This window comes from Shewanella sp. ISS20 (genome assembly GCF_056522965.1).
The window spans coordinates 908558-930026 of sequence record NZ_JAWRZK010000001.1 but is presented as its reverse complement, the minus strand read 5'-3'; the positions used below and the strand labels follow the sequence as shown (position 1 = coordinate 930026).

At 44.4% G+C, this 21469-nt stretch carries 20 protein-coding genes; 12 read left to right on the top strand and 8 right to left on the bottom strand.

The window, feature by feature from the left end:
- Positions 1 to 8: 8 nt before the first annotated feature.
- The 3 genes from pyrF (at position 9) to AC1HDP_RS04235 (ending at position 3367) form a co-directional block, all read left to right on the top strand.
- Positions 9 to 710: an orotidine-5'-phosphate decarboxylase gene (pyrF, locus tag AC1HDP_RS04245; protein WP_479637787.1), complete on the top strand. Its 702-nt coding sequence runs from the start codon at positions 9 to 11 to the stop codon at positions 708 to 710.
- Positions 711 to 801: 91 nt separating this feature from the next.
- Positions 802 to 1347: a DUF2058 domain-containing protein gene (locus AC1HDP_RS04240; protein WP_479637786.1), complete on the top strand. Its 546-nt coding sequence runs from the start codon at positions 802 to 804 to the stop codon at positions 1345 to 1347.
- A gap of 274 nt (positions 1348 to 1621) precedes the next feature.
- On the top strand, positions 1622 to 3367 hold the full coding sequence (locus tag AC1HDP_RS04235) for an acyl-CoA dehydrogenase family protein (protein WP_479637785.1): 1746 nt from the start codon (positions 1622 to 1624) through the stop codon (positions 3365 to 3367).
- Positions 3368 to 3445: 78 nt separating this feature from the next.
- On the opposite strand, the gene dacB is transcribed toward AC1HDP_RS04235, so the two are convergent.
- Positions 3446 to 4960 (bottom strand): D-alanyl-D-alanine carboxypeptidase/D-alanyl-D-alanine endopeptidase, encoded by a 1515-nt coding sequence (dacB, locus tag AC1HDP_RS04230; protein WP_479637784.1) that lies wholly within the window; start codon positions 4958 to 4960, stop codon positions 3446 to 3448.
- On the bottom strand, positions 4957 to 5142 hold the full coding sequence (locus tag AC1HDP_RS04225; protein ID WP_140932642.1) for a hypothetical protein: 186 nt from the start codon (positions 5140 to 5142) through the stop codon (positions 4957 to 4959). The genes dacB and AC1HDP_RS04225 overlap by 4 nt, the downstream gene beginning before the upstream one ends.
- Before the next feature lie 292 nt (positions 5143 to 5434).
- On the opposite strand from AC1HDP_RS04225, the gene pssA reads away from it, so the two are divergent.
- Positions 5435 to 6748, top strand: a complete 1314-nt coding sequence (pssA, locus tag AC1HDP_RS04220) for a CDP-diacylglycerol--serine O-phosphatidyltransferase (protein ID WP_479639822.1) — start codon at positions 5435 to 5437, stop codon at positions 6746 to 6748.
- A 297-nt stretch (positions 6749 to 7045) separates the two neighbouring features.
- Here pssA and fadE read toward each other — a convergent pair whose 3' ends face one another.
- Positions 7046 to 9493: an acyl-CoA dehydrogenase FadE gene (gene fadE / locus AC1HDP_RS04215; protein WP_479637783.1), complete on the bottom strand. Its 2448-nt coding sequence runs from the start codon at positions 9491 to 9493 to the stop codon at positions 7046 to 7048.
- Positions 9494 to 9724: 231 nt separating this feature from the next.
- Between fadE and AC1HDP_RS04210 the strand changes: the two genes are divergently transcribed.
- Positions 9725 to 10516, top strand: coding sequence for a class II glutamine amidotransferase (locus AC1HDP_RS04210; RefSeq protein ID WP_479637782.1), 792 nt, complete (start codon positions 9725 to 9727; stop codon positions 10514 to 10516).
- Here the strand turns inward: AC1HDP_RS04210 and AC1HDP_RS04205 are convergent.
- Positions 10469 to 11176, bottom strand: a complete 708-nt coding sequence (locus AC1HDP_RS04205) for a DUF3108 domain-containing protein (protein WP_479639821.1) — start codon at positions 11174 to 11176, stop codon at positions 10469 to 10471. The two genes, AC1HDP_RS04210 and AC1HDP_RS04205, sit on opposite strands and share 48 nt — an antisense overlap.
- 55 nt (positions 11177 to 11231) lie before the next feature.
- Positions 11232 to 11585, bottom strand: coding sequence for an MGMT family protein (locus AC1HDP_RS04200; protein ID WP_479637781.1), 354 nt, complete (start codon positions 11583 to 11585; stop codon positions 11232 to 11234).
- A gap of 246 nt (positions 11586 to 11831) precedes the next feature.
- Here AC1HDP_RS04200 and def point away from each other — a divergent pair, with 246 nt between their 5' ends.
- Together def and AC1HDP_RS04190 are read left to right on the top strand one after the other, a co-directional pair.
- Entirely contained in the window at positions 11832 to 12323 is a 492-nt protein-coding gene (def, locus tag AC1HDP_RS04195; RefSeq protein WP_140932637.1) for a peptide deformylase, read from the top strand.
- A 5-nt stretch (positions 12324 to 12328) separates the two neighbouring features.
- Complete coding sequence (locus AC1HDP_RS04190; RefSeq protein ID WP_479637780.1) at positions 12329 to 12841, top strand: DTW domain-containing protein; 513 nt, start codon at positions 12329 to 12331, stop codon at positions 12839 to 12841.
- A gap of 53 nt (positions 12842 to 12894) precedes the next feature.
- Here the strand turns inward: AC1HDP_RS04190 and trhA are convergent, their stop codons facing one another.
- The 3 genes from trhA to AC1HDP_RS04175 form a co-directional block, all read right to left on the bottom strand.
- Positions 12895 to 13584: a PAQR family membrane homeostasis protein TrhA gene (trhA, locus tag AC1HDP_RS04185; RefSeq protein ID WP_479639820.1), complete on the bottom strand. Its 690-nt coding sequence runs from the start codon at positions 13582 to 13584 to the stop codon at positions 12895 to 12897.
- 943 nt (positions 13585 to 14527) lie between these two features.
- Positions 14528 to 14782 carry a Rho-binding antiterminator gene (locus AC1HDP_RS04180; protein WP_479637779.1) on the bottom strand — a complete coding sequence of 85 codons (255 nt, stop codon included), beginning with the start codon at positions 14780 to 14782 and terminating at the stop codon, positions 14528 to 14530.
- Positions 14783 to 15070 carry a DUF2024 family protein gene (locus AC1HDP_RS04175; RefSeq protein WP_479637778.1) on the bottom strand — a complete coding sequence of 96 codons (288 nt, stop codon included), beginning with the start codon at positions 15068 to 15070 and terminating at the stop codon, positions 14783 to 14785.
- 112 nt (positions 15071 to 15182) lie between these two features.
- Here AC1HDP_RS04175 and AC1HDP_RS04170 point away from each other — a divergent pair, with 112 nt between their 5' ends.
- The 5 genes from AC1HDP_RS04170 to AC1HDP_RS04150 all read left to right on the top strand — a co-directional run bounded on the left by AC1HDP_RS04170 (position 15183) and on the right by AC1HDP_RS04150 (position 21468).
- Entirely contained in the window at positions 15183 to 15782 is a 600-nt protein-coding gene (locus AC1HDP_RS04170) for a MarR family winged helix-turn-helix transcriptional regulator (protein ID WP_479637777.1), read from the top strand.
- A gap of 472 nt (positions 15783 to 16254) precedes the next feature.
- Positions 16255 to 16905 carry an Hpt domain-containing protein gene (locus tag AC1HDP_RS04165; protein ID WP_479637776.1) on the top strand — a complete coding sequence of 217 codons (651 nt, stop codon included), beginning with the start codon at positions 16255 to 16257 and terminating at the stop codon, positions 16903 to 16905.
- Positions 16902 to 18218: an urea ABC transporter substrate-binding protein gene (locus AC1HDP_RS04160; protein ID WP_479637775.1), complete on the top strand. Its 1317-nt coding sequence runs from the start codon at positions 16902 to 16904 to the stop codon at positions 18216 to 18218. Before AC1HDP_RS04165 ends, AC1HDP_RS04160 begins: the two co-directional genes overlap by 4 nt.
- A complete protein-coding gene (locus tag AC1HDP_RS04155) occupies positions 18202 to 19110 on the top strand; it encodes a hypothetical protein (protein WP_479637774.1) in 909 nt (302 codons plus the stop codon). The genes AC1HDP_RS04160 and AC1HDP_RS04155 overlap by 17 nt, the downstream gene beginning before the upstream one ends.
- A gap of 30 nt (positions 19111 to 19140) precedes the next feature.
- The gene (locus AC1HDP_RS04150; RefSeq protein ID WP_479637773.1) at positions 19141 to 21468 is read left to right on the top strand and encodes a response regulator; all 2328 of its coding nucleotides are present in this window, start codon (positions 19141 to 19143) and stop codon (positions 21466 to 21468) included.
- The last annotated feature ends 1 nt before the right edge of the window (position 21469 follow it).

Here is a 21469-nt window from a genome sequence, read left to right as displayed (position 1 = left end):
GAGTTAGAATGACCGCGAAGCCTATTGTAGTAGCATTAGATTATGACAATAAACATGCTGCATTGAGTTTAATTGATAAACTTGACCCTGAAATGTGCCGTTTAAAAGTAGGTAAAGAGATGTTTACCTTATTTGGACCGCAGTTGGTTAAAGATATCCATAGTCGTGGCTTCGATTTGTTTTTGGATCTTAAATTTCATGATATTCCTAATACAGTCGCTAAGGCAGTTGCTGCTACCGCAGACTTAGGTGTGTGGATGACCAATGTGCATGCCAGTGGCGGTTTAGCTATGATGCAAGCAGCTAGACAAGCCTTATTACCTTTTGGTGATAATGCGCCAATCTTGATTGCAGTTACGGTATTAACCTCTACTAGTCAGCAAGATTTAGCCTTATTAGGCATTAATACGCCAATTCAAGAGCATGTATTGCGCTTAGCTAAATTGACGCAAGAAGCAGGACTTAAAGGTGTCGTATGTTCTGCGCAAGAGGCCACTGTGTTACGCCAGCAATTAGGTGATCATTTCAAATTAATCACTCCAGGCATACGCCCTGAGGGCAGTGATAAGGGCGATCAACATCGCATCATGACCCCGGCACAAGCCATCGCTGCCGGTTCGGATTATTTAGTGATTGGCAGACCTATTACTCAGGCAGCCGATCCTTTGCAAATGCTGCATAGTATTCATCACTCTTTGTATAAAGGCTAAACTTGACCGATATCTCGAACTTATGAGGTGTCTGTTGATGTATGAGTTCTAGCATTTTTGAACAAAGTTTAAATTCAAATAAGGTCTTAATATGGCAAATGCATTACAAGAACAGCTGTTAAAGGCAGGTCTTGCCAGTAAACAAAAAGCGCGTGATGTTAAAACGCAGCAAAGACGGCAAAAGAAAGCCAGAGTTGACGATGGCAGTTCCGAGTTTAAACAACAAGTGGCTGAACAAAAGTTAGCGCAAGCGGCGAAAGATAAAGCTTTAAATGAAGAGCGTTTTGCTAAGGCGCAGGCTCAAGGTCAGGTAAGAAGTTTAATTACTGAATTTACGCGCTCAGCGTTAACTATTCCTACGAGCGGTGACGTTAAATTTAACTTTACCTTAGGCACAAAAATTTACTCGATTTATCTGACCGAAGCCTTACAACAGTCGTTGTTAAGAGGGCAGTTAGGTATTGTGCGCTATGAAGACAAAAGTTACTTAGTACCGCATAAATTGGCTGAAAGAGTGCAGTTATTAGTGCCTGAATGGTGCGGTTATTTGTGGACTAAAGAGAACAATACTCAAGAGATTATCGAACAAGATGATCCATATGCCGATTATGTTATCCCTGACGATTTAATCTGGTAATCATAGTTGCGATAGTGGCCTTGTTAATTGACTCGGTCACTATCGATATCCTTCTAATTAATCACCCAGTTCACTATTACCGTCATAGCATTATCCAGTCTTTCTTAGATAAATTGGCCCTTAGCCAGTCTTGGCTCATAAAGTAAAAAGCCTGCCGAATAAATTTAGCTAACAACAATCACAAACTCTTATTTAAGTAGCGCCAAGGCTTTATTTGTCTGTTAATAGCAGGTAAATTAAACAAGTGTTTAAAATTATCTTTTGAGAATCAGTCATGTATCCATATGAAGCTCCGCTTGATGAAATGCGTTTTCTGTTAGACAAGGTTTTTGATGCTCGCCAAATGTGGGCGAGGATTGCGCCGTTAGCAGAACATATCGATATGGATACAGCGTTAGCTATCCTAGATGAGTCTGCCAACTTAAGTAAAAATTTACTTTATCCATTAAATCGTAGTGGCGATGAACAAGGTGTCAGCTTTGCTGACGGCCAAGTAATCACTCCTGAGGGGTATCAACAGGCTTATCAAGAATTTGTTGAGGGCGGCTGGATAGGATTATGTGGTGAACTGGATTTTGGCGGTATGGGAATGCCAAAAATGTTGGGCTTACTTGTGGATGAGATGGGTTACGGTGCCTGTAACGCCTTTACCTTATATAACTCATTAACGGCTGGCGCGGCATTATGCATTCATGCCCATGGCACTGATGAATTGAAACAGACGTTTTTACCTAAGTTATATTCAGGCGAGTGGTCAGGCGCTATGGATATGACAGAGCCGCAAGCGGGTTCTGATTTAAGAAACATTCGAACTAAAGCTGAGCCGCAGGATGATGATAGTTATTTGATCACCGGCAGTAAGATTTTTATCACTGGTGGCGATCACGATTTAACTGAAAACGTCATTCACTTAGTGTTAGCTAAGTTACCAGATTCTAATGGCTTATCTTTGTTTTTAGTGCCTAAGTTTACTGTTAATTCCGACCAATCGATAGCGGGTCTCAATGGTGTTACCGTAGGTTCAATCGAACACAAAATGGGGCTTAAAGGTTCGGCCACTTGTGTGATGAATTATGACAATGCTCGCGGATTTTTGATTGGTAAAGCCAATCGCGGCCTAGTGTGTATGTTTACTATGATGAACTATGAGCGTCTGGCCATAGGCATTCAAGGATTAGGCTGCTCGCAGGCGGCTTATCAAATGGCGGGCACTTATGCCAAAGAGCGTTTACAAGGCCAAGCAGTAGGGGGGGGCGATCAACAAGCGCCGCTTATTGTTCATGGTGATGTGCGCCGCATGCTGCTTACCATAGCAAGTTTAACCGAAGCCGGGCGCGCATTAGCCCTGCATACTGGTCAACAGCTTGATTTAGCAAAATTTAGCCAAGATGATGCCATTAAAGCAAAAGCATCACGCTATGTAGGTCTATTAACGCCGGTAGCTAAAGCCTTCCTCACGGATAGAGGCTTAGATGTGACTATTATGGCGCAGCAAGTCTTTGGTGGGCATGGTTATATTCGTGAGTCTGGTATTGAGCAACTGGTGCGAGACACCCGAATTGCCCAAATCTATGAAGGTACCAATGGTATCCAGGCCCTGGATTTCCTAGGACGGAAAGTTCTGGGTGATAATCTTGAAACTTTGCAGCAATTTATTGATGAAGTTATACAAGAAATTGATGAGCTCGATGTTAATGCAACTCATGCATTAGCGGTAAAAGAGCGACTGCAGGCACTGATTAAAAGTGGCACAGTGATTAATCAGCAAAAACTTGAGTCACCGCATTTAGTTAATGCCGTGGCGGTTGATTATCTCGATGCTTTTGGTTATGCAATTTACGGCTACTACTGGTTGAAAATGAGCGCGTTAGCGACCAGTGAAACCTTATCGTTTAAACAAAGAAAGCTGGCGATCGCCGATTTTTACATCAATAAGTTACTGGCTAAATCTGATTACCATCTAGCGCAAGTCAATAGTGGTGAGCACACCATTATGGCGCCTTTGGCTGAATGGTTTTAAGTAGTTAATTCAATCATCAAAAAATTTGATGCTTGTTAAGCTCATAATGCAATGCGGACTATCGAGTCCGCATTGTCGTTAATGGCTCTGTTGCAGTACTTGCTTTAAAATTATCGGTGCCAAGGGCAAGTATGCTGCGGGGGGATTAACTTGTTCCTTAACTTGTGGCTTAACTTGTTCCTTACGCGTATTTGGGAATGATTGTGATTTAATGGCGTTGGTACCAGGTACACCATTTTCTAGAATGACAAAACTTACCTCACCTTGTGGGGTTGTTAAGTATCCTGCTAAATTATTCACACCCGCCATACCACCGGTTTTGGCCGCTACCACGCCCGCTAAAGGCTCCTTGGTGAATCCAGATTTATATCTCAGGGTTCCTGACTTACCCGCTATGGGTAAGCTGCGTTTAATCACCGCAAGTTTGGGGTCGCTATTAATTAATTGCAGCACTTGTCCAAGCTGCGCGGCTGTCATTTGGTTATAGCGCGATAAGCCTGAGCCATCTTCAAAGCTAGCGCCATCAAGGGTGATTCCTGCGTCTTGTAAAATACTCACCATGGCCCTAACGCCAGCGGCGAAACTCCATTCTTGATATGTTTTCTGGCCTAATTGTTTGAGTAGTGAATCCGCAATTAAATTGTTTGAATCCAGTAAGCATTGTTGTATCAGCTCTTGTAGGCTGTGCGATGGCATGATTTTTTTAGCAGTTGGGCTAGTGTTGCCAGTCGTGAGCTCGAGTGATGTAGCCTGACTCTCTTCGTGTTGTTGCCGCGCCCTAATATCACCGTTTAAGGTAATATTCTGCGCAATTAACCATTGGCGAATAAGTGCTTGATTGGCCACTTGTGGCGAATCAATGGCAAGGCGCAAGTTAACGGTGGAGCTTGTGTTTATGCAGCCGCTAAGTTGAGTTTTATTAACGCCGATTTGGCTTGCTCTCAGCACACACTCAGCGTTATCGCTAAATTGCGCCGTGCTGGTGAGTTCAAGGATGTTAGGGGCTATGGCTGTAATGCTGCTTGATAATCCTGCCGCGCTTAAGCTTGCCTGTTGGCAATTGCCATTGATGTTGAAGGCACTGACGGGGGCTGCGTAACAAATAGATAATTCATCCCACAACCAGCCTGACGCTCGCTCATCAGGATAGCTAGGTAAGTGCAGTTGTTGGTGGGATAAAATAATATCGCCAGCAATGTGCATAATGCCTAAGCGCGAGAGCTCAGATAATAATTGATGGAGCTTATCAAGGGAAAAGCTAGGATCGCCGCTATAGTTGATATGAATATTGCCGTTTAGCACATGGTTTTCTAGTGAGCCTGTGACGGTGAGCTCAGTATCAAAGCTTACATTTGGCGCTAGAGCGAGCACTGCCGCGGTGGTCACTAGTAGTTTTTGGGTGCTCGCCGGAATTAATAGTTGATTAGCATTTACGGTTTGTATTTGTTTGTCAGGCCATAACAGCCACAGCGCGTTATGAGTCGTGAGGGACTTATGTTGAGTGACAGCATCCCCTAAAGACGGTAAGTCACTCGCATAAGAGTGACTACTAAAGGCTAACGCGCTGAGTACTGCTAAGGTAATGATTTTCATACATCTTGCGGCATTTTTGATTCAAGCAAACGATGCAAGGTAAAAGTCACCATAAAGACTAATAACATAAATATAGGAACAATAAACAAGCCGAGCTGGCTCTTAAAATGGAACAGTCCATAAGCGGCCACTAAGGTCAGCACTAAGGTTAATAATGCCGATAACAATGCAGATTTAGTCATAAAACAGTCTCAAAAACGTGATGTTTGATTGTAACAAGTGTGCTGGTCACAGCCTAGGGGCAAGGTTTATTAAATGTGGTTAACCAACATAAGCATGATTTTCTATGAACGTTTTAACTGCTATGATGCACAGCTTTAGGCATTTATCTGAGTTTAGGGCGAAAACGCTTGCCCATTGTTAACTAAGTCGGTAATTTCTCACCTTATTGTTTATATTGGCAATTTGATGAAATTCTCCACAATCGATACCGACACGATAAGTTTGCCATTTATTTTGTTTAAGGAGGAAGCCTTGCTGAGTAAGCTTGGTGGGATAAGACTAGAACCAGAATCTTTGCATTGGTTATTAGAACCAAAGCTATTTAAGAATGAGTTGCTCCAGCGTATCGCAAGTGCAAAGCATGCCATTTATTTGGCCGCCTTGTATCTTGAAGACGACGAAGCTGGGCGTGAGGTTCTTGATGCGCTGATGGCGGCTAAACAACAAAACCCGGCGTTAGACGTTAAGGTGTTTGTTGATTTTCATCGTGCTCGTCGTGGTTTGATTGGTCATAATGGCGATAGTGGTAACTATTTACGTTACCGTCAAGTCAACCAGTTGGCAGAGCATCCAATTGATATCTTAGGTGTTCCGGTTAAAACCCGTGAACTCATGGGCGTATTACACCTTAAAGGTTTTGTGATTGACGATACCGTACTGTATAGCGGTGCGAGTCTCAATAATATCTACCTGCAACAATTCGATCGCTATCGTTTTGACCGCTACTATGTGATTGAATCGCCTGAACTTGCTACTAGCATGCGCGAATTGATGTTATCAAGCCTAGTCAATGATCCTGCCGTAACAAGTTTGACGCAGCAGCCAAGTGATGAAGTCTTGCCAGCTAAAGTTGACATCCGCAATTTTAAAAAGCGTTTAGGGGCGGCTCGTTATCAATTCACACCACAAAAATTTGGGACTCGGGTTACGCCACTCATTGGTCTAGGTCGCAAAAACAATCAGCTTAACCGCGCCATCTTAGCGATGATAGATCAAAGTGAGCAGTCAGCTTTTATTTGTACGCCTTACTTTAATCCACCTTTGGCCTTAGTGCGGGCGCTGAATAAGCATTTACGCAATGGCAAGCGCCTCGACATAGTCGTGGGTGATAAAACGGCTAATGATTTTTATATCTCACCAGATAAGCCGTTTAACACTATTGGCGGCGTCCCTTATCTGTACGAGCAATCACTGCGAAAGTTTGTCACTAAGCAGCAATGGGCCATAGATAATGGTTTGCTTAATATTCATATCTGGAAGCATGAGAACAACAGCTTTCATTTAAAAGGCTTAAGTGTCGATAATAAGCGCCACTTGCTGACAGGCTCTAACCTGAACCCAAGAGCGTGGGCACTGGATCTCGAAAACGGCTTATTGCTGAGTGACGAGCAAGGAGTATGGGCTGATATGTTTAAAGCTGAGCAAGAGTTCATTTTGACTCACACTGAGCGCTTATATCACTACAGCCAGATTGATACTATTGATGAGTATCCTGCGCCAGTAAAAACCTTGATGACTCGCATTAACCGTATTAAAGCTGGTTTCTTGCTGAAACGCATTCTGTAATCAGCTTACGCTTAACTTAATCAGTTACTTAAGTTACTTAAGTTACTTGAACTGCTTTAGTTGGCTTGTTTTGTCGCAAGCGGCTTTAGGTAAATCATTGCCTTACCATCATAGAAATAGCCCTCAGATGAGGGCTGTTTTTTAATGGTTAAGTGTGAGGCCAAGCTTACAAGCAAACAGTGATAACTAACCACTTACCAACAGTTTGCATGAATTTGGCTCATAAAAAATGCCGGTGTTAACCGGCATTTTAAATGCGTGTAACTGGCGCTGAATTCGCCAATGACCCGCTATTGACTAGGCTGCCTGGTGGGCGCGCTCATTGCTGAGGTTGTTGGCCATTAATTCCAACGGGTCAAAATCATCGACATTAATCGATGCCATTCGGCCAATTTCTGCTTGAACTAACAGTTCCACTTCCTCGTCTTTCAATATGCCTAACGCTTTACCCTCTGCGGCAATTTTATCTAGCCACATGAAGGGCAGTTTTTCGCCTTTAGCTTGGCAGACTTTCTCATACAAGGGCTCAGCTTTCAGAATATCTCTCAAGGTTTGCTCTTGAATGCCAACGGCATTGTTCGGGCAGTTTTGCCAGAATTGACCAGCGCCTAAACGCTCGCGACTGGCGCTTGGGGTTTGCATAATGACGGCGACTTTATGATCAAGCACATCGCTTGGGCGCTTAAATGGGCGACCAAAAGGCAGGATTAAAGGACGCAGCACTAAGCCCAACTTAGTAGGGAAGTTATCTAACAACTCATCTAATGCCGTTTGCGCTTTAAATAACGCATCTTCCACGCCCCATTGCAGCAAGGGTAAATCAGCCTTCTGACGGCCTTCATCTTGATAGCGCTTAAGGGCAGCGCTTGCCAAATACATTTGACTTAGAATGTCACCAAGGCGTGCTGAAATCCGCTCTTTGCGTTTTAAATTGCCGCCTAGGGTTGCCATGGCTAAATCGCTTAACAAAGCCATATTGGCGCTGAGGCGATTAAGGTGCTGATAATACCGCTTAGTTTGATCGCTATAAGGACTATTGCTGAAGCGTGAGCCTGTGATCCCAAACCATACACTTCTGACTAAATTGCTGATGGTAAAGCCAATATGGCCAAAAATGGCAGCATCAAAATCACACAGTCCTTGATGTGGGTCTGGATTAAAGGCCGCGTCCATTTCCGCTAATACATAGGGATGGCAACGAATAGCCCCTTGTCCATAAATGATCATAGAGCGGGTTAAAATATTGGCGCCTTCAACGGTAATGGCAATGGGCGCGGCTTGATAACCACGGCCAAGGTAGTTATTGGGGCCAAGACACACGCCTTTACCGCCATGAATATCCATGGCATCGATAATTGAGCGCTGCATTCTATCGGTTAAGTGATATTTAACTATGGCGGAAATAACTGAAGGCTTTTCACCTAAATCAATGGCAGTAGTGGTTAAACTGGTTACGCCATCCATTAAATAAGCATTACCACCAATACGCGCCATAGGCTCTTCAATGCCTTCAAGCTTACCAATTGGCAGTTTAAACTGACGGCGAATGCGGGCGTAAGCGCCGGTTGCTAACGCCATAGTCTTAACGCCACCAGTGGCATTGGAAGGTAAGGTGATGCCGCGACCTACGGATAAACATTCAACCAGCATGCGCCAACCTTGGCCAGCCATGCTTGGGCCACCAATGATGTAATCCAGCGGTACAAATACGTCTTGGCCGCGAGTAGGACCATTCATGAACATACAATTGAGTGGGAAATGGCGACGGCCGGTTTCAACCCCCGGGGTGTTGGTGGGAATTAAGGCGCAGGTGATACCAAGCTCTCGTACATTACCTAATAACTTATCTGGGTCGTGCAATTTAACCGCGAGCCCCAATACAGTCGCAACTGGCGCTAGGGTGATATAACGTTTGTTCCATGTTAAGCGCATACCCACAATTTCTTTACCTTGCCATTGGCCTTTACACACTATGCCAACATCAGGAATAGAGCCCGCATCACTGCCAGCTTCTGGGCTTGTGAGAGCAAAACAAGGGATATCTTCACCTTTAGCTAGGCGCGGCAGATAATAATTCTTTTGCGCTTCAGTGCCATAGTGTTGCAGTAACTCGCCAGGGCCTAATGAATTAGGTACCCCTACGGTTGAGGCCAGCTCAGTACTGACACCTGAGAGCTTTTGCAGTACCCGCGATTGTGCGAAGGCTGAAAACTCTAAACCACCGTACTTTTTCTTAATGATCATGGCAAAAAAGCCGTGCTCTTTTAAGTATTGCCAAATCTCAGGCGGTAAGTCGGCTAGCTGGTGAGACACTTGATGTTGATTTAACATGGCGCACACTTGCTCAACTGGGCCATTGATAAACGCTTGTTCTTCTACAGATAAATGCGGCACTGGATAGTTATGGAGTTTTTTCCAATCCGGATTACCCGCAAATAAATCGGCTTCCCACCAAGTGGTTCCTGCATCAATCGCTTCTTTTTCGGTGCGTGACATTTCAGGCATGATACCGCGATATATTTTTAGCAGTGGCCGGCTGATAACGCTTTCTCTGAAAGATGAGACATTCAAAGGTAAGCTAATGGCAGCAAAGACTAGCCATGAGTACCAACCTATAACATCTATGCTAGTACCAACAATAATAACTACAGCAATAGCTAGCGTGGCCGACATCAGAGTGACTCTGAGGTAAGCCGCACTCGCCATTACGGCAATTAGCGCGAGGATCCAAATCGAGGTAGTCATGTAAATCTCCTTTCGACTAAATTTACCAACATAACTTGCAGGTTAAAACTTTGGTCCAACTCACAAGCTCTGCTTGTGGTCTGACCTCAATGGTGGCTAAAAGTTAAACTTTCATCATTAAGAATACAAGATCATTTAAACAATTGTTTAAATGCATGTGAAACTTTGTTGTGTAAACTCGGTTTTATGCGGGTTACACTGCGATTTGGCTTGAGTCGTTAAGGAGATTTTATGTGCGAGTTATTGGCCATGAGCGCCAATGTGCCAACGGATATAGTGTTTAGTTTCACTGGATTAGCCGAACGTGGTGGCATCACAGGCCCGCATGTTGATGGTTGGGGTATCACCTTTTATGAAGGTAAGGGTAGTCGCACCTTTAAAGATGCTTGCCCGAGCAGCCAATCTGAAATTGCCTCACTGATTAAACGCTACCCGATCAAAGCTGAAGTGGTGGTTAGTCACATACGTCAAGCCAATCGCGGCGCCGTATGTTTGGTCAATACCCATCCGTTTAGCCGTGAGTTATGGGGACGCAATTGGACTTTTGCCCATAATGGTCAATTGACTGACTACGAAGACAAGTTAACCCCTTTGCGATTTACCCCTGTGGGCAACACTGACAGCGAACTCGCCTTTTGTTGGCTTTTAGATAGTCTGGTGGATAAGTTTGGTTATCAAGCGCCACCTGAGATACGAGCAGTATTTGATTACATAGCCACGTTAGCGAATGAACTGCGCGCCTTAGGCGTGTTTAATATGTTGCTGTCGGATGGGGATTATTTGCTGAGTTTTTGCAGTAATAATCTATGTTTTATTACTCGCAAGGCGCCATTTGGGGAGGCAAGATTAGTCGATACCGATGTGGTGATTGATTTTAATAAAGAAACCACACCTAACGATGTGGTTTCTGTGATAGCCACGCGGCCGCTGACGGATAATGAGCATTGGCAGACATTAGCGCCTGGGCAGTGGTGTTTATTCCGGCGCGGCGAGTGTTGCCACATCAGCGAAGTGGTAACTTAGCAGCATAATATCTAACTGCTTACTGCCTTTTTCATAATGTGTAAGACGCACTGGTAAATAGGCTAAGTCGGGCGCCATCCAAAAAAAGGTTTGGCGCTTAGTGCTATCGCGCACCACTTCAATCTTGATAGTGTCATAGGTGCCGCTGGCTATCTTCATTCTTTCTTTGCCGATAATGGTGAATTGATAATCATCGACTTCACCTTCTTTCACCATCTTATAATCAAGCGGTTTTTTATCGGCCTCTAAATCCATACGAAACTGCAACTGCACCATCATGGGATCATAAATATCACTGGCAAATGGGAAATCGAATTTCTCTTTTTTATAGCGCGTGGTGATTTTGCCTAAATCGCCAATAAAGGCGGTTTGTTCTTGATAGTCTGGCCCTGTGCCGCTTCTGTCTTGAAAATAGCGAACCGGTACTAATTGGCGCGGATTAGTGGGGGAGACTGAAAATTCACTCACAATAGTGCGCACATCGCTTAAACCCACTAACGACAGTGCACTATCAAATTGATAACGATAAAGATTGTCTTGCTCTGGCGCTAAGTTATAGCGCGCTTTGCCCAGTTCAATATCACCATAATTGACTTGATATTCTGCCTGCTGCGGGACTAAGACAGGGTCGATATTGGCGCTAGCACTGGCGCTAACCATAGGGCAGAGCAGCGATAGACCAAGAAAAATGCGGGATTTCATCGTAGGATGCCCTCTAAAAAGATAATGAAAAAATGAGTGTGGCGGCGTCCGGATGCCAAAGGTACTGCTTGAGATTAACTCGGCCATTATTAACTTGGATAGCTTCTAAACGTAAAAGTTCTATTTGATTGAAATAAGAGGGATTTCCTTTTGCAATCGCGATTTTTCCTTGGCTATTAATCACTCTGTGCCAAGGCAGTGAGTCATGGCTTGCTTGCGCCAACGCATAAGACACATACCGAGCCTTGCGCGGCAGACCAGCATAATCAGCAATGCGGCCATAGGTGGATACTTGCCCAGCGGGGATCATTTTTACCACGGTTTGGATACGTTCAATATCGCTTAATGGTTTGCTGTTATTCAACACAGGTTGACCTCGTGATATCTGCTGAGCAATAGCTTAAACATCAACGTTATGATAAGCAACCAAGGGTTAGCACCGGATGAGTAGCGGCCATGGTTAATTGGAATCGAATGACTTGATGAAAATCCCCGCAAAAAAACCATCGATTACTGCAATCTGTGATTGTGTTTGGCCATTTAGTGCATTTTCATAGATAATGCCGCCAGATTATAACGGCCGCGTTAAATGGCACATGCAAGAGAATAGAAAATGGCAGTTTTAGAAATTTTACGAGTCCCAGATGAGCGCCTTAAGCGTCCGGCCACTACAGTCACTGATGTTAATGCAGTTTCTGGTCTTATCGATAACTTGTTAGACACTTTATATCAAACCGAAGATGGTATTGGTTTAGCCGCCACTCAAGTCGGTAGCCCACATGCAGTGATTGTGATTGATTTATCAGAAAATCGCGATCAGCCATTGGTGCTTATCAACCCAGAAATCGTTGAACAAAGCGGCGAATACGAAGGCGAAGAAGGCTGTTTATCTGTGCCTACTTTTTATGCCAAAGTTAAACGCTTCCAACGCGTCAAAGTGACCGCACTTGATCGTGAAGGTCAGGAACTGGTCATAGATACAGATGAGTTTTTAGCGATTGTATTGCAACACGAGATTGATCATCTGCGTGGCAAAATTTTCATCGAACATTTGTCGCAGTTAAAGCAGCAAATGGCACTGAAAAAAGTTCGCAAGCTTAAATAGTCTGCTTGAACATTATCTTATTAACCCACGAACGCGAGTTCGAGCGGGTCAGCAATACCGGGCAATGGGTTATTAATGCATTGCCCCTGCGGTGTGAACGCCGTTTGTGGTCACGCACAGCGCCAGATCAAGCCTTAGTGAATGACTTAGCCAGTGGTAAAGCGCGTTTGGTATTTCCTAGTTCAGAAATCACCCACACCAGCCTGATGGATGCAGATACTAATGCTAATTCATGCAAACATGCTAATTCTGTGAGCGGGCCTGAGTGCACTGCGCTAGTGCTGATAGATGCCACCTGGCAAGAAGCTCGCAAGATGTGGCGTCAAAGCCCATATCTGCAACAAGCATATTTGTATCCGCTATTGCCGACTGAGCCTTCGCAATATGCCCTTAGGCGTAATCAAGTGCCATCAGGGCTCTCAACCGCTGAATGCGTGATTGCATTATTTAAGCAGCTAAATGAACCTGATAATGCCGATAGCATCCAGCAGCTTTTTGAGCAGATGAATCAAAGATAAGTCGCGATGACTTATCTTTGTGCTTTTTTGATGAAGGGTTTACGTCTTAATCATTAGATGACAGTGAGATACACGCACAGAAAGTGACTTAAGGCGCCCAATAATACAAATATATGCCAAATTGCATGGTTATAAGGAATGCGTTTACTGGCATAAAACACCACGCCGACACTGTAAAATAAGCCACCAGCAAGTAACAATCCAAATCCAAGCGCTGACATACTGGCAATTAATTCCGGCATAACCGTCACGCACAGCCAGCCCATAATTAAATATAAGACCAAACTTAGCTTTTCAAATTTATGAATAAATAAGGTCTTAAAGACTATCCCCGCTAAGGCCAAGCCCCATATCGCCAGTAAAATATAATCGGCGCTAGCGGACTCTAGGCTAATTAACATCAGCGGCGTATAAGTGCCTGCTATCAGTAAATAAATGGCGCAGTGGTCGGCCAGTTTTAGTTTCTTCTTTAAGTCCGCATCTTTTACGCTGTGATATAAAGTGGAGCATAGAAATAGTAAAACAATGCTGAGGCCATAAGCTAATACCCCCAGCAGTTGCACAAGGTTTAACACTGAATAGCCCTTCACCAGCATGAATAGCGTGCCTAAGACACCAGCAACCACACCCACGCCATGGCTAATGCTATTGGCCATTTCCTCTGCGACAGAGTAGGGCGCAGCCAGTGATTTTCCGTCAAGGTGTGTCGAGCCTGCATTGGTTGCTATTGGTTTATTGGGCATGGTTTTTATTGTCATGTGTTAGCCAGAGACATCTTGTGGACTCATTGGACTTCAGTCTATCAGTGCGCTTTTCAATGCACAACTTATATAGCGTACACGTGTACACTGAATTTGGATTGATACGCAATGGCTTAGAATATTGTAAGTGGTAAGTGTTGCGGTAGGACTGGTTGTTAGTGATTGTTTTATGCTAAATACGTAGACATAACTTGTGGCGTAATACCTTGCATAACTTTGTCGACATCATGGACAGTGTGAGAGTATTGGAGTGCGTAAACGTTAGTGGTACTAATTGTCAGAGAAAAACTTATTTTCAGCCATCTGCTGATTTGTTACACCACGTAGGCAGGTGCTTATTTATTAAACTAAAACATTCCTGTTTTAGACGAGCACTGGCGTAACAATACCTATTTAGGTGTGATGGCTTAGGTTGGTGCGCCAGCCCTGACTTTCATCATATTTTGCTAATGATTGTTGTTTGGTTGATATATTGCCAAAGTGGAAGCCGGCCCAGGATGGATGGCGGCGTTGTCTTTAAGTTGTTCCTGGGGTGAATTAAATCGACACCCCAGAATAAGGCGCGCTAACTGTTACCTCTAAGTCATACCGCGAGATACCATCCCCCTCTAATTGGGCTTTTTAGCTTGCTCTGGCCAAGTCGCGGGTAATGATAAATCACCCGAGGCAACATCAAACACTTCAGTCACACAAAGTAACGGCTGATGCATGTTGGCATTAATTTTTAGGGCTGCGGTTACGCCGTCATAATTGAAGTTAGTGGGAAATCCAATTTCCTTGAGTGGTACTTAGCTTTCATCGTTAAGGCGCAACTAACTGTATAATTGATGCGTGTTGTTGCCAAAGTTCTGCGCTGGCCTTGACTGCAACGAACGAGTTTTTCTCACTCTCCTTTATTGGCCACTGTTTTTATAAGATATTTTAGTTAATTTATTGCTTTCTTAAACCAAATTTTGTGTGGCTGGGCTGAAGCCGGTTTAATTTCTACCATAGCTATGTCGAGCAATAGCACCTCTAGCAAACCTTGGTCAGTCACGAGTTGTAAAAACTCTTGCTGTGATTGGCAGCGGGTGTCCTTAGCCACTCCTGCGACTTTGCTACCATCCATCAGATAAACCAATACGGGTTCATGATGCATGCACATAATTTCGATGTGGTCATGTAAATGGCAATCCAGCATTTAATAGCTCTCCAAGGTTGGCGCTACTGGTGAACACCCCTCAAGCTTGAGAATAAAATGTTTATGCTGACTGATGGCAGCGACTATTTCTGCTGAGGCAATCTCGTTGTGGCAAAAACTGCAGGATTGCTGGTGGATATCTTGCAATATCACTCCTTGCTGCGCTAAAAACTGTGTCGCATAGCGCTCAGCATTAGCACTTTCCTCTGGAGTTACTAACACATCAAAAAGCAAGTAACGGCCCGTGGTTGTGGTGACATGGGTATCGAAAACCTGAATCTTCATCATTTGACCTTACAAAAGTATCGAGTCGAAACCAACATCGAGATTAGTTTCGATTCGATACAAAGCCTTAGCTATACTAAGGCTATATTAACGAACGCCCCATAGGACAGTTGTAGTGGCAGAATTCTTTGATTATTTAGAACGATTGAACAGTCTCATTCGCAGTTGGCAGCGTGATGACCAGCTGTTATCTCAGGTGCCAGCCATTCAATTAAGCGCGTTACGCTATTTGAGTATTTGTAATCATTACTCAGATACTCTGATGGGAGTGACTGATTATCTGGGGTTGACCAAAGGGACAGTATCTCAGTCATTAAAAGCACTAGAAGAGCGAAAATGGCTGTATAGAGAGCAAGATCCCCATGACAAGAGAATCGTCCACTTGCCGTTAACTGATGAAGGTAAAGCCATCAGTCAACGACTGAGTGCAGCTGATGCTCTCAAGCTTGCGTTGCCGCAATTGGGACCTGAATTTTCGTCACACTTGACTAATGGTCTGCATACATTGCTCAGCACACTGCAAAAAAATGAGCACAGAAATAGTTTCGGAGTATGCCAATCTTGCCGGTTTCATGAGACTCAAGCCGCTAGGCCTTTTTGCGGATTGACTAAGCAAGCGCTGCCAATGGCAATGATTAATCGCATATGCAGAGAGCATCAAGTTAACGCAGATGAGTGCGAATCTTTAATCGGTGAAAACAAGCATGGCAAGTGAACCACCACTTTTATGCTACGAATTAGGGACGTATTTAGCCTTTTTGATGCACACCCGTTATCAGGTGATTGATGGTGTCCCGCGGTTAACGAGTTTGCTCGACTCAGTTCAAATTCAGTGTTGAATCAAGCGGCGCGTACACAGGCAAAGGGTTAACTCCAGTCTTTCATTACTGAATATTAGTGATGGTAACTATGTATAAAATAAGCAGAACGGCAAAACTAGTCTAACCTTAAGTTGTTAACACTTTTTAGTGACTTTTATTTGAGATAAGGACTTTAAAATAAATGTCTTATATATTACCGCCGCGACCTTTTTATTCTTCACTCTTCTTGTTTCAGCTAATTGCAATCTTATTCCCCATGGCAGTACCAGTGCCAATGCACTAAAGAGGCAGGCACTCAACCGAGCATTGACACTGACTTGGAGTTGAAATTATGACATGCAACCATCAAGGGATTGAGGCATTGAAATGACACCAACATCGCTACATCTTAACCAGCGCTCTAACCTCATTAAGGCGAGCAAATTACATTGGAGCCATTGGCTGATTATTGTGGCTTCGCTAGTGTTAACTATCGCCATCTGGAAACATCTTGCGCGGGCTAAGAGTCAGCCTTCAGAACCAGTTAGCTCCGATTTGAAGACACAAAAAATATTGATAGTGGACGACAATGCTACTAATGGGCGACTACTAGAACAGTTACTCAGTGAATGGCTTCCTGCTTGTTGCCAGCCGCGTGTTACTAAAGAACTAGAACCAGACTGTGGCTCTCAAGCCATGGCAATAAAACAGGAACCGGTGTTTGACTTCCCAGCCTTTAGTGCTCGTCTGATGAATGATAAAAATCTGATTAAAATAATGGTGGACGCTTTTCTCGCTGATATGCCAGTGCAGATTGCTCAGTTGCGAGCTGCACTTATCGCTGCCGACCTAAAACAGGCTGCCGCGCAAGCTCATCAGATCAAGGGCGAGTGCGCGAATGTGGGCGCTATGGTATTGAGTGACATAGCTAAAACTATGGAACAAGCTCAGGATATCAACACGTGCTGGCAAGCCATGCCGTTACTCGAACAAGCGTTTGCAGCATTGAAAATCGCTATGGACGAGGCGCAGACATGATCCACTCTTTGCCGGCAGGTAGTGCCGTCATACGCACTATTACGACCCTATTTTTTTGTGCTTTATGCTGCATTATGGTGGCAAGTTGTACTGAAAAGTCAGAAACAATCAAAGTCGGGGTGTTGCACTCATTAACGGGCACCATGGCGATTAGTGAAAAGTCGGTAGTCGACGCTACCTTAATGGCGATTGATGAAATTAATGCCAGTGGCGGGCTATTAGGGCGCCAGATAGAAGCCGTTGTTGTTGATGGCGCGTCAGATTGGCCCGCTTTTGCGCGGGAGGCCGAGGCGCTCATTACCCAAAAAAAGGTGGCGGTTATTTTTGGTGGATGGACATCAGCAAGTCGCAAAGAAATGAAACATGTTGTGGAAAAACATGATCATCTGCTGTTTTACCCCGTCCAGTACGAAGGCTTGGAGCAATCGACCAACATCATATATACCGGCGCTACGCCCAACCAACAGATCATGCCCGCCGTTAAGTGGAGTGTGGAAAACCATGGTAAACGGGTTTTTCTGGCGGGCTCTGACTATGTGTTTCCGCGCTCGGCAAATAAGATCATGAAAAAACAGCTGATTGCTTTAGGGGCTGAAGTCGTAGGCGAATATTATATCCCGTTAGGAGATATGAATAGCGATGACATGACAGATGCTATTTTGCACAGCAACGCGGATATTATTCTAAATACCATTAATGGCGGCAGTAATATACCTTTCTTCAAACAATTAAATCAAAAGAACATTAATATCCCAGTCATGTCTTTTAGTATTGCCGAAGACGAACTGCTTCACTTAGATATCAAAGCCATGGTGGGCCATTACAGTGCCTGGAACTACTTTCAAAGTTTGCCTTCCGCTGTTAACAAAGCCTTTGTGGCGCGTTTTAAATACAAGTACGGTGAGAGCAGAACGACCAATGCTGCGATGGAGGCCGGCTATGTTGGTGTCTATATGTGGTCGAGGGCTGTTCAAGCCGCCAACACCACTGACCCTTCCACACTTAGACAATTCTTGAAAGGCGTGAGCTATGACGCCCCCGAGGGTAACGTCATTATCAGCGCTATTAATAATCATCTGTGGAAACCGCTTTATATCGGCCAAATACGTGAAGATGGTCAGTTTGATATTGTGTGGTCGCAACAAAAGCCTATCAGACCTTTGCCATTTCCCTCTTACCAAACCATTGAGCAGTGGAATGAATATCTAAACACCTTATATCAAGGCTGGGGGGAAAGTTGGGCCGCGCCACCAAGGGTTAGTTCAGCACCGGTGACAACAATGGAGGGGCAATATTTTGAACATTCAAAATAAAATCTCATTCACCTTTGTGTTGCTCACCACGGTTTCTGTTGGACTACTTACTTATATCGCGACCGATAATGCGGTTGGCTCGCTTAAAAGTGAGGTGGAAAACACCTTAAATAGTATTGCTGATTATAAAGTCATGCAATTTTATGATCATATTGAAAATCATGAGGAAGGCTTGTCGAGTTTTGCGTCGAACCCCTGGACTGCAGAAGCCTTATCTAAGTTGTCAGCGAGCTTTAAGCTCGGGGTTGACAGTGATGACTATAAGAAAACTGATGCTTTTTATCGTGATGGTTTTTCGCAGATTTTAGCTCGCATGGGGGGCTATGATATTTTTCTCATCAACCCGGAGGGGGATGTCGTGTTTAGCATCGCCCATGAAACTGATTTTGCAACCAACTTGAAAACTGGCGCGTATAAAGACACATTACTGGCCGAGTCTTTTGATGATGCCGCGACTTTACTTGAAACCAAAACCAGTGAATTCAAACCTTATTCACCCTCGCAATGGAATTTGAAGCAAGATCAAGCCAAACCCCAACCCATTAGCACCAACAAAGCGGGCATTGAGTTACATAGCGCCTTTATTGCCGCGCCAGTTTTTCAAGGGGAATCACTGATAGGAGTGTTGGCATTTCAAGTGAATACCGATCGCTACAATGATTTATCTGCCGATTATTCAGGCCTTAAACAAACCGGTGAAGTGGTTATTGGTAAGCTTGAACACAATTATGCCACGGTTATTACGCCGTTAAGACGTTCAGCGTCTGCGGCGTTTAATCTAAGTTACCCAATTGGCAGTGCCTTAGCTGTGCCACTGCAACTAGCTGTCCAAGGAGAGAGAGGCTCTGGACTTTCTGTCGACTATAAAGGCGACAAGGTTTTAGCCGCTTGACGCGCTATCCCTGAATTGAATTTTGGCTTTGTGGTTAAAGTGGATGTTGCTGAGGCTTTTGCCGCCGCTGAGCAATTAAAAATCAAGCTGCTGTTAATTGGTTTGTTGATATTGGTGATCGCCAGTTTGACTGCATTTTATATATCACGAAAAATCAGCTATCCCATTCAAATGTTGCTTAAAGCCGTTGCAAAAATAGCCGCAGGTGGCAATGTTAATGAAAAAATCACGATAACGGCTAACGATGAAATTGAAGAATTAGCACAAGCATTTAACGTGATGAATCAAAAACGCTTTGAATATGAAGCGTCACTAAAAGCGAGTCATCTTGAAACTCAAAAAGCGCTCGCAGACTTAGCCAAACAGAAGTTTGCCCTCGACCAACATGCCATTGTCGCCATCACAGATGTCAGGGGCAATATCACCTTTGTTAATAATAAATTTTGTGAAATTAGTGGCTATAGCGAAGCTGAGCTATTGGGTCAAAATCATCGTCTGTTAAATTCAGGTCATCACGATACGCAATTTTTTAAAGATATGTACCGCTCCATTAGCCGTGGTAACACCTGGAATGCTGAGATTTGCAATCAGGCCAAAGATGGTCATTTGTATTGGGTCGATACCACCATAGTTCCCTTCATGAACAGTGCCAATAAGCCCGAAAGTTATATTGCTATCCGCACCGACATCACCGCGAGCAAATTAGCCGAAGTGTCTATCCAAATGGCTAAGGAAGAGGCGGAATCGGCTAACCGTGCCAAAAGCGAATTTTTGGCCAACATGAGTCATGAAATTAGAACTCCGATGAATGGCGTGATAGGGATGAACAATCTGTTGCTGGATACCAACCTTAATGCCGAGCAGCACAACTATGCCAAAACAGTCAAAAGCAGCGCCGAATCTTTACTGACCTTACTCAATGATATTCTCGATTTTTCCAAAATAGAAGCCGGCAAACTCGAGCTTGAAGCCATAGATTTTGATTTTGAACAGATGATAAGTGAATTGAGCAAGGCGATTGCACTGCAAGCCCATGATAAAAACTTAGAGGTGATTTCACCTGCGAGCCCATTACTTCATCAATGGTTTTGCGCCGATCCCGGTCGTTTGCGCCAAATACTGACTAACTTGCTGGGCAACGCCATTAAGTTTACCGAGCGCGGTGAAGTAGCTGTCTATTACAGCGTGCAGCAACAAAGTGAAACCCATTCTTGGGTACGATTTGACATCACAGATACAGGTATAGGCTTGAGCGAAGAGCAGCAAAGAGGGCTGTTTGATCGTTTTAGCCAAGCCGATGGCTCCACGACCCGCAAGTATGGTGGTACAGGGCTAGGATTATCGATTTGCAAACAATTAGTGGAAATGATGGGCGGTGAAATTGGCGTGACAAGCGTATTGGGCAAGGGTTCTACCTTCTGGTTTACCCTTAATCTCGCGCGCGCTAAGGCTCAGCCTCCTGAGCCGGTTAGAACAGATTTGACCGCACAAAAGCTATTGATAGTCGATGACAATGCCACGAATGGTCGATTGTTGGAGCAGTTACTGAGCCATTGGCAAATAGACCACCTGTGGGTTGATAATGCCGAGGCCGCGCTGATTGCTTTACATCATGCCGCTAATGAGGGCGACCCTTACACAATTGCCATCATTGATAGGCAAATGCCCACCATGGATGGCTTGCAGCTGGGGAGGGTAATTAAAGCTGACCTTAGCATTAACACTACCCGCTTACTATTACTCAATACTTCGGGTCAACGCAGCGATGCGCAAAAGTTAGAGGCTGCAGGGTTTGACGGCTTCCACAGTAAGCCTATAGGGCAGTCTTTGCTTTACAACGAGTTACTAAAAGTCGCGCGGATCACGCCAGAGAGCGTCGAATCGGCTAGCCAACACACAGGACGTGAACTGCCACAATTTAATGCCCGAGTATTGGTAGTGGAAGACAATATGACCAACCAGCTGGTGGCTAAGGGGCTGCTGAGCAAATTTGCAGTGCGTATTGATGTGGCCAATAACGGCCAAGAAGCGTTAATCGCCCTTACGAAAACCGCTTATGACTTAGTGTTTATGGACTGTCAGATGCCAGTGATGGATGGTTATGAAGCCAGTCGGCATATTCGTGATGCCCACTCACAGGTTCAAAACCACGCAATTCCCATCATTGCTATGACAGCCAATGCCATGCAAGGCGATCGTGAACTATGTCATGGGGCGGGAATGAGTGATTATATCGCCAAACCCATAGATCCCGCTAAATTACAACGCGCTCTGAGTGAATGGTTGCCGGCTCATTGTCAACTTGCTGCCAGCGAGACAGAACAAGGCAGTTCATTGTATCAAAGACACTTGCGCTAAC

What these genes read in the sequence shown, in the direction of transcription:
- pyrF (WP_479637787.1), top strand. Translation starts at nt 9, where the DNA reads ATGACCGCGAAGCCTATTGTAGTAGCATTAGATTATGACAATAAACAT.
- AC1HDP_RS04240 (WP_479637786.1), top strand. Translation starts at nt 802, where the DNA reads ATGGCAAATGCATTACAAGAACAGCTGTTAAAGGCAGGTCTTGCCAGT.
- AC1HDP_RS04235 (WP_479637785.1), top strand. Translation starts at nt 1,622, where the DNA reads ATGTATCCATATGAAGCTCCGCTTGATGAAATGCGTTTTCTGTTAGAC.
- dacB (WP_479637784.1), bottom strand. Translation starts at nt 4,960, where the DNA reads ATGAAAATCATTACCTTAGCAGTACTCAGCGCGTTAGCCTTTAGTAGT.
- AC1HDP_RS04225 (WP_140932642.1), bottom strand. Translation starts at nt 5,142, where the DNA reads ATGACTAAATCTGCATTGTTATCGGCATTATTAACCTTAGTGCTGACC.
- fadE (WP_479637783.1), bottom strand. Translation starts at nt 9,493, where the DNA reads ATGACTACCTCGATTTGGATCCTCGCGCTAATTGCCGTAATGGCGAGT.
- AC1HDP_RS04210 (WP_479637782.1), top strand. Translation starts at nt 9,725, where the DNA reads ATGTGCGAGTTATTGGCCATGAGCGCCAATGTGCCAACGGATATAGTG.
- AC1HDP_RS04205 (WP_479639821.1), bottom strand. Translation starts at nt 11,176, where the DNA reads ATGGTTAGCGCCAGTGCTAGCGCCAATATCGACCCTGTCTTAGTCCCG.
- def (WP_140932637.1), top strand. Translation starts at nt 11,832, where the DNA reads ATGGCAGTTTTAGAAATTTTACGAGTCCCAGATGAGCGCCTTAAGCGT.
- trhA (WP_479639820.1), bottom strand. Translation starts at nt 13,584, where the DNA reads ATGCCCAATAAACCAATAGCAACCAATGCAGGCTCGACACACCTTGAC.
- AC1HDP_RS04180 (WP_479637779.1), bottom strand. Translation starts at nt 14,782, where the DNA reads ATGCTGGATTGCCATTTACATGACCACATCGAAATTATGTGCATGCAT.
- AC1HDP_RS04175 (WP_479637778.1), bottom strand. Translation starts at nt 15,070, where the DNA reads ATGATGAAGATTCAGGTTTTCGATACCCATGTCACCACAACCACGGGC.
- AC1HDP_RS04165 (WP_479637776.1), top strand. Translation starts at nt 16,255, where the DNA reads ATGACACCAACATCGCTACATCTTAACCAGCGCTCTAACCTCATTAAG.
- AC1HDP_RS04160 (WP_479637775.1), top strand. Translation starts at nt 16,902, where the DNA reads ATGATCCACTCTTTGCCGGCAGGTAGTGCCGTCATACGCACTATTACG.